Source organism: Thermostichus sp. MS-CIW-26 (assembly GCF_054059115.1).
Map to the genome: position 1 here is coordinate 24,310 of NZ_JBSSBV010000030.1, position 10,069 is coordinate 34,378.

The window sequence follows — 10,069 nt, forward strand, 5'->3', positions numbered from 1 at the left end:
ATCCAAACCCTTATGTCCTGATCCTGAGACAACATTATCCGTCCCAACCGTCTTGCCGGGAAGCAGGCAGGGATCCCTTGGGGCGATGATTGCGACACCGCTCAGAACAGTATTTCACCTCCGACCAACAGTCGGCCCACTTTTTGCGCCAGGTGAAGGGTCGCTGACAGGTAAGACAAATCTTGCTGGGCAAATCCGATTTCTTCCGTTGGCGTGGCATGGTGCACTGCAAAACAAGGTCAACTCTGTAGTCAGCTTAACAATCTTATTGGATGCTGACCGTTACCATCACGGGGGTGCTTGGCCTGCGCCCCACCTTAGCAAAAGCTAAATTCTGAACCTTCTGAGAAGAGAAACCGAGTAGCCTCTTGAAATCCGGCGAGATCTCTGCCCTGTGTCTGCAGGGATCCCTGAAGGAAGTTGGGTTTGCTGAAAGGTTAGCCGCCTCCATCCTGTACTGAGTAAAGTTCTTAACACCCGCTTGTGAACTTGAGCTTGAGTTTGTATGAAATCTCAACCAAATGGGACGAATGTAGCTGTTCAGAATTGTCCCCCCCCACCGAAACGGGTTGAGGTACGGCTCAGCAAACCCGGCAACCGAGCGACCCAAGCCTCGCTGTCGGAAGACTCGGTGGGCATATTTTTGCGGGAAATGGCTCGCTACCCACTCCTCAATGCCGAGCAGGAAGTGAAATTGGGGCGGCTGATCGCAGAGGGGGGAGCCGCCGGGGAACGGGCGAAACGGGAATTGGTTAGGGCCAACCTGCGCTTGGTGGTCTCGATTGCCAAAAAGTATTTGAATCGCGGTGTGCCGTTTCTGGATCTGATTCAAGAAGGCACCATTGGCCTGATCCGAGCCGCAGAAAAATTTGAGTGCGAACGCGGCTACAAGTTTTCCACCTACGCCTACTGGTGGATTCGCCAAGGGATCACCCGCGCCGTTGCCAATCAGGGGCGCCTGGTGCGGATCCCGGTGCACATGGTAGAAAAGCTCAACCAGGTGAAGCGGATCCGGCGAGATCTGACCGAAGCCCTAAACCGTCGCCCCACCCAAGCAGAGATTGCCAAAGCTCTGGAGATTTCCCCCGACAAGCTGGACGCTCTCTTAACCCTCTTGGAAGCCGGTCGCCAAGCTCTTTCGCTGCATACTCCGGTCGGCAAAGAGGAAGATACGGAGCTGATGCAGCTTATCGAGGCCGCCAACGGCCCCACTCCCGAATCGCAAATGGACTTGCACCTGCTGTCTGCCCAACTGGAAGAAATGCTGGAGCAGCTCAGCCCCCGAGAGCAAGAAATCCTCAAGCTCCGCTATGGGCTGAAAGATGGCCACCTGCACACTCTCTCCGAAATTGGTCAGCTCTTCGGCCTGTCTCGAGAGCGCGTCCGACAAATTCAAGCACGAGCCATGCGCAAACTGCGCCATCCACGCCGACAGGAAATTTTGGCAGATTGGATGACCTCGTTTTAGGCAGTAGGCCACGGCTGCTCCACAGGCGAAACCCAGGATTCCGCAGCAGTTTATGTTCAGCAAAGCTCTGCAGAACCAGGACCAGAGGCGTGCCCCCACTTTTGGACAAGGGATCTGTCAACTAGCCCATCTTCTGCAACTGCAGGGGGTGAGGCTGAGGGCGGCTGCGCAGGGCAGCTTCGATCAACCCCAAAAAGAGGGGGTGGGGGCGGTTGGGGCGGGAGCGAAACTCCGGATGGAATTGGGTGGCGATGAAGAAGGGGTGGCTGGGCAGCTCGATAATCTCCACCAAGCGGTTATCCGGCGAGACGCCGCTGATAACATAGCCGGAGTCTAGAAAAAGGCTGCGGTAGGCGTTATTAAACTCGTAGCGATGGCGGTGGCGCTCGTAGATGATGGTCTCGCCATACAGCTTGGCCGCCAGGGTATTGGGCATGATGCGACAGGGATAGAGGCCCAGCCGCAGGGTTCCCCCCAGATCCTCTACATCTTTCTGCTCCGGCAAGAGGCTGATCACCGGGTGGGGGGTATCGGGGTCAAACTCGTAGCTGTTGGCCCGCTCCAGATGGGCAATGTGACATCCCCAGTCGATCACCGCGCATTGCATGCCCAGACACAGCCCTAGGAAGGGAATGCCTTGCTCGCGCACGTAGCGGATGGTAGCCACCTTGCCCTCGATGCCGCGATTGCCAAACCCCCCCGGCACCACTACCCCATCCACACCAGCCAGTAGGGCTTCCGGCCCCCGCTCCTCGACTTCCTCAGAAGAGATCCAGCGCAGCGTGACGCCGGCATTGAGGGCCAACCCGGCATGGCGCAGGGCCTCGGCCACCGAAAGATAGGCATCCGTAAGGCGCACGTATTTGCCGACAATGGCAATCTCCACCTGCTCTTGGGGGTGGTGCAGCCGCTGCACCAGGAGCTCCCACTCCCGTAGATCTGGCTGCTGCGGATCCAAGTTGAGAATCTCCAGAACCCGCTGCGCCAACCCCTCCTGCTCCAGCACCAGAGGCACGTCGTAGATGCTGGGGGCATCCTGCGCCTGGATGACGCATTCTACCGGCACGTCACAAAACTCGGAGATCTTCTCTTTGATGCTGCGGGGCAGGGGCTGCTCGCAGCGGCACACCAACACGTCCGGCTGGATGCCAATGGAGCGCAGCTCCTTCACCGAGTGCTGGGTAGGCTTGGTTTTCATCTCCCCTGCCGCCTTGATCAAAGGCACCAGGGTAACATGCACATAGGCCACGTTGGCCCGGCCCACATCCTTGCGAAATTGGCGGATGGCCTCCAAAAAGGGCAAAGACTCGATATCTCCCACCGTGCCCCCCACCTCCACCAGCACCACGTCGGGGTTGGTCTCGCGGGCCACCCGCCGGATGCGCTCTTTAATCTCTTGGGTAACATGGGGGATCACCTGCACCGTGCTGCCCTGGTAATCGCCGCGCCGCTCTTTGTGGATCACCGCCTGGTAGATGGAGCCGGTGGTAACGTTGTTGAGCTTGGACATGTTGGTGTCGGTGAAGCGCTCGTAGTGGCCCAAGTCCAAGTCCGTCTCGGCGCCATCGTCGGTAACAAACACTTCCCCATGTTGGTAAGGACTCATGGTGCCGGGATCCACATTGATATAGGGATCCAGCTTCAAAATCGACACCGTGTAGTTGCGGGATTTGAGGAGGCGACCCAAGCTGGCCGCTACAATGCCTTTGCCGATGCTGGAGACCACTCCACCGGTGACGAAGACAAACTTGGTCATGGCCTGGATCCCTTCCCTTTTGCCTTTTGATTATGCCAGGGATCCCTCAGCGCAGAGAGCGGATGGGGCCGTTGTAGAGGATGGTGGTTTGAAAGGTGCGCCTGTCCACCCGCACCTGGGTTTCAATGCTGGGCTGGACAAAGCCGGGCTCTCCCCCCCGGAAGGTGAAGATCCAGGCGTCTTCAAACTCTTCAAACGGCGAGTCAATGGCTGCCCCGTGCATGGAAGCTTCGGCGCGATAGCGCTGTAGGCCCCCATTGGCGATCTCGGCAGCTTGGCGGGCCAGGTTTTTGGCGCGGTGGAGATCCCGGAAGTAGCGGCTGATCTCCTCAAAACTCCCCCTGGGCAGCGGTCGCTGGGGAGCAGGGGTTGCCGGCACAGGCCGGGGATCCGGCACAATGGGCAGGGTGGGAATGTCCGGGCTGGGGGGCAAGGGTTCGACGGGGATGGGAGTTCCAGAGGGGAAAAGAGGGGTGATCACCTGCGCTTGGGCAGCCCTTCCAGCCAGAAGGGATCCCCACAGGAGAGCCATACCGACGGAGCTGACAGTAGAGACAAGAAAAGTGGGCTTCATGGAGCCATTCCTCGCAAAAGTTCTGGGTTGAGAGACGCTGCAGCTCTTGAAGGGGATCCTATCGATTCAGTTCCTTACAACAGCAGAGTCAAAAGCCTCTCCTCTCCTTCCAACCCCGGTCACAGGCTTGGGTCGTTCACGCAACCTCGGCTGCTGTCAGCAATGTCTGCTAGATTTTTGGAGAGGATCCCTGGCCACAGTGGGAGGATCGGGGTTCAGCAGGAGCAGCCATGGAGTTCGTCACCCTCGCAGATGCAGGGCTAAGGTTGAGCCGGGTGGGCCTGGGCACTTGGGCGATGGGCGGCGGCTGGTGGGGCCCTTCCGACCGCCAGGAATCTTACACCACGATTCGCAAAGCCATTGATTTGGGCATAACCACCTTCGACACCGCTCCCATCTACGGACTGGGTGTTTCGGAGGAAGTGCTGGGGCAAGCGATCAAAGACTCAGGTTGCCGCGATCGGGTGGTTCTCGCCACCAAAGCGGGACTGGAGTGGACAAACAACAAAGTGGTGCGCAACTCCAGCCTGCCTCGCTTGGCCCAAGAACTGGAGGATTCTCTGCGCCGCTTGCAAACAGATGTGATCGATCTCTACCAAATTCATTGGCCGGATCCCTTGGAACCGATCGAAGAAACGGCGGCGTTTCTGGGGCAGTTGCTGCAGCAGGGCAAGATCCGCGCCATTGGGGTCAGCAACTTTTCCCCCGAACAGATGGATCGGTTTCGCCGGGTGGCTCCTCTGCACACCGCCCAGCCCCCCTACAACCTGTTCGAGCGGCAGATTGAAGCAGAGGTCTTGCCCTACTGTCGAGAGCATGACTCTAGTCAATAATAAGCTCAACTATACTGAAAATAATGTATAATATGTTCAGTACGGATTACTACCAGTTGATCTTTCTGTTTACTTTCGAGTCTGCCAACATGGTAGCCAAAGCAAAGCAGAAAATTGGTAGTAAGACGACACGGAAACTGCGCTTTGGGTATTCTACTCAAAGCTTTGCGGGATACCGCCATTCTGTTTGGACTCCGTCCCGCTAACGCGAATGGAAACAAACAGAATGCTATCGCTGCATAGTTGAACAGTGGTGTTCAGCAGTGTTCAGCGTAAATGTATCAGCACGGCATTCACACTTTGGTGTACAGTCCCCTCTGCCGAGGTCTGCTGAGCGGACGGATGACGCCGCAAACCACCTTCCCCCCAGGGGACATGCGCGCCGGGATCGACCCCAGGTTTGTTGAACCGCGCTACTCCCAGTACCTAAAAGCGGCAGAGGCATTGAGCCGGTTTGCTCAGGATCGCTATGGCAAGACCTTGGCCCAGTTGGCGGTGCGCTGGCTGCTGGATCAACCGGGGGTGAGTGTGGCGCCGTGGGGGGCACGCAAACCCCATCATCTGGAAGCGATATCCGGCCTTTGGGGCTGGTCGTTGGATGCGGAAGCGATGCAGACCATCGAGGATATTTTGCAAAGGTATGTTCCCGAGTCCATTCCCCCCAGCTTTATGTCCCCGCCTGCCCGCGCTGCCTAACCCGTACCCTTGCCCAGATTGCCGGGATCCTGGAACTGAGTTTGGCAAAAAATGAGATTTAGAGCTCTGTCCTACCGCAGCCAGTAGGGCCAGGAGTCTGTCAACCACGGGAGAACAAAGATGGCCATCCCAGATGCATTCGCGTCAGCAGTGCGGAGCACTTTGACCCATAAAGCAGACAGGCCAAGGGATCCGGCTGACCAGAATGGGCCCACAGCGCCTTCTCAGGAGGGATCCCTGATTCTCCAGGTGGGGGGCATGAGTTGTGCCGGCTGCGTTCGCACCGTTGAGCAGGCTCTACTGAGACAGCCGGGGGTGGTTAAGGCCAGCGTTAATCTGGTTACCGAGTCGGCCCTTGTGGAATTTGCCCCCGGGATCCGGCCCGACCCGCAGCACCTGGCCCAGATTTTGACAGAGGCAGGGTTCCCCAGCCGTCACAGTCCAGAGGGTGAGGCCCTCTCCGGCGGGAGTTCCGTTCGCGTCAGCGGTGCGGAGCACTCTCAAGACCAAACTTCCCCTGCCGCTGGGCGGGAAGATGCCGCGGATCCCCTCTCTCGGCAGCGACAGCAGACCCGACACCACATTCGCCAAGCGCTCACCGCCGCTTTTTTGCTGCTGATCTCTGCCGCCGGACACTTGGATCTCTTCGCCCGTCTGGGCTTGCCCCTCCTTAATGATGTCTGGCTGCACTGGGGCTTGGCGACCTTGACTTTTGTCGGCCCAGCTCGCGGCATTGTCCTGGATGGTTGGAGAGGGGCGCGGCGGCTGGCCCCCAACATGAACACCTTGGTTACCTTGGGATCCGGATCGGCCTACCTGGCCAGTCTGGTGGGGTTGTTGGCCCCTCAGGTGGGCTGGGAGTGCTTTTTCGACGAGCCCGTCATGATGCTCAGCTTCATCCTGTTGGGACGGGCCTTGGAACAGCACAGCCGCCTGCGGGCGGCCAGCAGCCTGCAATCGCTGGTGAGCTTGTGTCCCAGTTTGGCTCGGCGGGTTCAGCCTGCAGAGAAGGCGGGATCTCTGGCTTCCAGCCCAGAGGGGAACCTGGATCTGGGATCCCAAACCGGAGAATGGTGCCCTGTCGAACAGGTGCGAGTGGGGGATTGGCTCCAAGTGCGGGCCGGCGAACAGATCCCGGTGGATGGAGAAGTCATTGCCGGCCAGGCCACGGTCAACGAGGGGATGCTGACAGGGGAACCCTTGCCGGTGCTGAAACAAGTGGGGGATCCCGTGGTGGCGGGAACGCTGAACCAATCGGGGTTGCTGCTGTGCCGGGCGACGCGCACCGGGAAAGACACCACCTTGGCCCAGGTCATTCGCCTGGTGGAAGAGGCCCAAGCTCGCAAGGCCCCCATCCAAGGGATAGCCGACCAGGTGGCGGGCTACTTCACCTATGGGGTGGTCACGCTGGCCATTCTCACCTTTGGGTTCTGGTACTGGATTGGGATCCCGCTTTGGGGGAGCGGCGGTGCGGAGCACTTCGTCCTGGCGGGGTTCAGCCTGCACGCCCATCTGCATCTGGGTGACCATCCCCCTCACCCCACACCCCTGCTCAGCAGCCTCAAGATGGCCATTGCCGTTTTGGTGGTGGCCTGCCCCTGTGCTTTGGGGTTGGCTACGCCGATGGCCATCCTGGTGGGTACCGGGCTGGGAGCCGAGCGGGGCTTGCTCATCCGAGGGGGAGATGTTCTGGAGAAAGCCCATCGCTTGCAAACGGTGGTCTTCGACAAAACCGGCACCCTCACCCAAGGGGATCCCCACCTGACGGACTGTCTCAGCCTTGACCCCTCCCTGGATCCCAATCGCCTACTCCAACTGGCGGCCACAGTGGAAAGCGGCACTCGCCACCCTCTGGCGCAAGCCATTTTGCAAGCCGCCCGCACCCAGGGTTTGCCGTTGCTCTCCGCCGGCGAGTTTCAAACCCAACCGGGGATAGGAGTCGCCGCCCAAGTGGAAGGGCAGGAAGTGGTGTTGGGATCCCTGGATGGTCTGGCTGCTCTGGGGATCCCGCTGTCCCAGGAGACCCAGGCCCAGGCCGAGGCGCTATTGGCAGCCGGCAAAACGGTGGTGGGCGTGGCTCTAGGGGGATCCTTGGTGGGGCTGCTGGCAGTACAGGATCCCTTGCGGCCCGATGCGCAGGCAACACTGCGACAACTGCAAAAGATGGGCTTGCAGGTGATGCTGCTTACTGGCGACCGGGCTGAGGTGGCCAAGCAGGTAGCCGAAGCTCTGCAAGTGCCCGGGATCCGCGTTATCGCCGAGGTTCACCCGGCAGACAAAGCTCAAGTCATCCGAGATCTGCAGGCCCAGGGTCAGAGGGTAGCCATGGTGGGCGATGGCATCAACGACGCTCCGGCTTTGGCCCAAGCCGATGTGGGCATCGCCCTGCACTCAGCCACTGATGCGGCCTTAGAAACCGCCGATATCATCCTCATGCGCAACCGCCTCTGGGATGTGGTGGAAGCTATCCGCCTCAGCAGCGCCACCTTCCGCAAGATCCAGCAAAATCTCCTCTGGGCTGTCGGCTACAACCTGGTAGGGATCCCGGTGGCAGCAGGCGTGCTCCTACCCCCCTTTGGCATTGGGCTTAGCCCGGCAATCGCTGGGGGTCTCATGGCCTTGAGTTCCCTCAGTGTAATCCTCAATTCACTCCTCTTGAGGCGAACTTTTGTACCCCGTAGATCTTCGAGTAGCCGCAGCTAAAAAAGTGTTAAAAATTACGAATGACTAAGTATCGATCGTTAAGTCTTCCGAGGTTTTACCGAGCTTCTGACACAATTTCCGCTGCGTCCAAGCCAAAAATTCGGCAACTTCGATTACATTTGATTAAAAAGATTAATCCGCTTTAACTTTTGAGGATTTGGTTGTAAGATTAGGCCGAAACCAAGCTGTAAGCGCATCTTCTGGTTTCTTGCTTAGCAAAGCAAAAACCGTGAAAATACTGGGAAAGCGCATCTTGCAGCGGTGAAGGGAGCAAAAGTATGGCGATGCTTGGAGATCTTCAGGAATTTTCCTTATGCGACCTGTTGCATTTAATGGAAAAGGGTAAGAAAGCAGGGCAATTATCCATCTGGGCACCCAATGGCATTCAGCGGATTTGGTTTTACCAAGGTCGGGTGGTCGCCGCCCTCACCCCTGAAGAAAAGCATCGTTTGGAAAGCCTGCTGACGCGCTTTGGCTTGGTGGACGAGCAGGTGGTCAGCCAATTGGTCGCTAGGGGCTTGGAGGAGCCTCTGGGGCGTTGCCTGCAGCGGCAAGGGTTGATCTCGCCCGTAGATTTGGCCAAGCTCTTTCGCCATCAACTGCAAACCGGCCTCTACAGCCTCTTTGCCCTCGAATCCGGCCAGTTCAGCTTCCTGCCCAACGTGCCCATGCCCTACCGAGAAATGACCGGCCTGAGCAAAGGCGCCACCGCTGCTGTCCTGGAAGCCCTGCAGCAGCTCAAGCTAGACCAGCGCCCCGAAAAAGACCTGCCAGAGCCTGATAGCTGCTTTTGGCGTACCAGCACCGAACTGCCTCTGTTCAAGCTTTCTGCGCTGGAGTGGGGGATCCTGGAGCAGGTGTCGCCTTCTCGCAAGCTGACGGCTTTGGCTCAAGCACTGGGGGCAGACCTGCTGGAGGTGCGCTATGCCTGTGCCCGTCTGGCCAAGCTGGGGTTGATCAGTCCCTGTGAGGGGCCAACGGTTCTGGCTCGGTCTGGTCACTGGGAGCTGTCCAAGTCGATTGCTGAGGAGGTGAATCCCGAGCCGGTGAGGGAGAGGCTGGGGGCAAGGGTGCCCGGTTTTCAGGATGAGGGCGGCCCCGTCAAGCCTTCTCTGGTCAGTCGATTAGCCACCCTCCTCAAGGGCATGCGCGAAAAATAAAAGCATAGGGATATTTGCAGTCATGTTTTCGGTTTTCGGGTAGAAACATTAGAAATAGTGAATCAGCAGGGAGATGTAGGATGGCTAATCTGTCCTCTTTGCAGGCGATCCTCCAGAGCTATGTTGCCAACACACCGGAAGTCCAGGGAGCAGCAGTGGTCACCCCCGACGGGCTACCTTTAGCTTCCACACTGCCTGTGGGTATGGATGAAGAGAGAACCTCTGCTATGTCGGCTGCCATGCTTTCTTTGGGCGAACGGATTGGGAGAGAGCTGGGGCGCGGAGCCATAGAGAGAGTTTTTGTACAGGGAGAAAAAGGATACGGGGTTTTAACCAGTTGTGGCCCTGATGCCGTCTTGCTGACGATCGCCAGCCATGAAGTCAAGCAAGGCTTGCTTTTTTTGGAAATTAAGCGAGTCGCAGCAAGCATTGCAGAGGCAATGAAGTAAGAAAACCGGACGCGGAATCTAATTTTGTTTTTGATTTTGTCCTGATGTTGAGGAAACTATGGCCATTAAACCTTCGGAGCTGCTCCAAGTTCTGATCTCGCGCACCCAATTTACAGATGAAGACAGGAAGATTTTGCAGCAAAGTGCCGACTGGGGCAGCAGCATTGCTGTAGAAATGGCGGATACCTTTTACAGCTACCTGGATCGCGATGCTGAGATGGCAGCTGTCATTGCCAAGCATAACCGGCAGCGGCTGGGTCAAACCTTTGCCGAATGGTTCAAGGAAATGTTTACGGGCATGGATAACTGGGGGCCACAATACGCTGAGCGGCGTTGGAAGATCGGCATAGTCCACGTGCGCGTTGGCATTGGCCCTCAACACGTGGTTCCGGCCATGGCTACGGTTGTGCAGGAGGTGAGTCGGCGGCTG

The 10,069-nt window shown here is 58.1% G+C and carries 9 protein-coding genes and 1 pseudogene; 7 read left to right on the forward strand and 3 right to left on the reverse strand.

The window, feature by feature from the left end; genetic code table 11:
* Positions 1–34 precede the first annotated feature (34 nt).
* On the reverse strand, positions 35–220 hold the full coding sequence (locus ACVWZU_RS10180; RefSeq protein ID WP_041437321.1) for a DUF2256 domain-containing protein: 186 nt from the start codon (positions 218–220) through the stop codon (positions 35–37).
* A gap of 285 nt (positions 221–505) precedes the next feature.
* On the opposite strand from ACVWZU_RS10180, the gene ACVWZU_RS10185 reads away from it, so the two are divergent.
* Positions 506–1,468, forward strand: a complete 963-nt coding sequence (locus ACVWZU_RS10185; RefSeq protein WP_457444706.1) for a sigma-70 family RNA polymerase sigma factor — start codon at positions 506–508, stop codon at positions 1,466–1,468.
* A 121-nt stretch (positions 1,469–1,589) separates the two neighbouring features.
* Here the strand turns inward: ACVWZU_RS10185 and ACVWZU_RS10190 are convergent, their stop codons facing one another.
* The gene (locus tag ACVWZU_RS10190; protein ID WP_414329188.1) at positions 1,590–3,224 is read right to left on the reverse strand and encodes a CTP synthase; all 1,635 of its coding nucleotides are present in this window, start codon (positions 3,222–3,224) and stop codon (positions 1,590–1,592) included.
* Positions 3,225–3,270: 46 nt separating this feature from the next.
* Entirely contained in the window at positions 3,271–3,798 is a 528-nt protein-coding gene (locus ACVWZU_RS10195; protein WP_457444708.1) for a hypothetical protein, read from the reverse strand.
* Positions 3,799–4,028: 230 nt separating this feature from the next.
* Between ACVWZU_RS10195 and ACVWZU_RS10200 the strand changes: the two are divergent.
* The 6 genes and pseudogenes from ACVWZU_RS10200 to ACVWZU_RS10225 all read left to right on the forward strand — a co-directional run.
* A pseudogene (locus ACVWZU_RS10200) lies at positions 4,029–4,616 on the forward strand (aldo/keto reductase); the annotation flags it as partial.
* 291 nt (positions 4,617–4,907) lie between these two features.
* Entirely contained in the window at positions 4,908–5,327 is a 420-nt protein-coding gene (locus ACVWZU_RS10205) for an aldo/keto reductase (protein ID WP_457444710.1), read from the forward strand.
* Positions 5,328–5,447: 120 nt separating this feature from the next.
* Complete coding sequence (locus tag ACVWZU_RS10210) at positions 5,448–8,030, forward strand: heavy metal translocating P-type ATPase (protein ID WP_457444712.1); 2,583 nt, start codon at positions 5,448–5,450, stop codon at positions 8,028–8,030.
* A gap of 332 nt (positions 8,031–8,362) precedes the next feature.
* Entirely contained in the window at positions 8,363–9,190 is an 828-nt protein-coding gene (locus ACVWZU_RS10215; RefSeq protein ID WP_457444714.1) for a DUF4388 domain-containing protein, read from the forward strand.
* Between the two features lie 80 nt (positions 9,191–9,270).
* Positions 9,271–9,639: a roadblock/LC7 domain-containing protein gene (locus ACVWZU_RS10220; protein ID WP_011433098.1), complete on the forward strand. Its 369-nt coding sequence runs from the start codon at positions 9,271–9,273 to the stop codon at positions 9,637–9,639.
* A 58-nt stretch (positions 9,640–9,697) separates the two neighbouring features.
* Positions 9,698–10,069, forward strand: a 372-nt coding sequence (locus ACVWZU_RS10225) for a protoglobin domain-containing protein (protein WP_457444716.1), incomplete at its 3' end; no start/stop codon positions are given.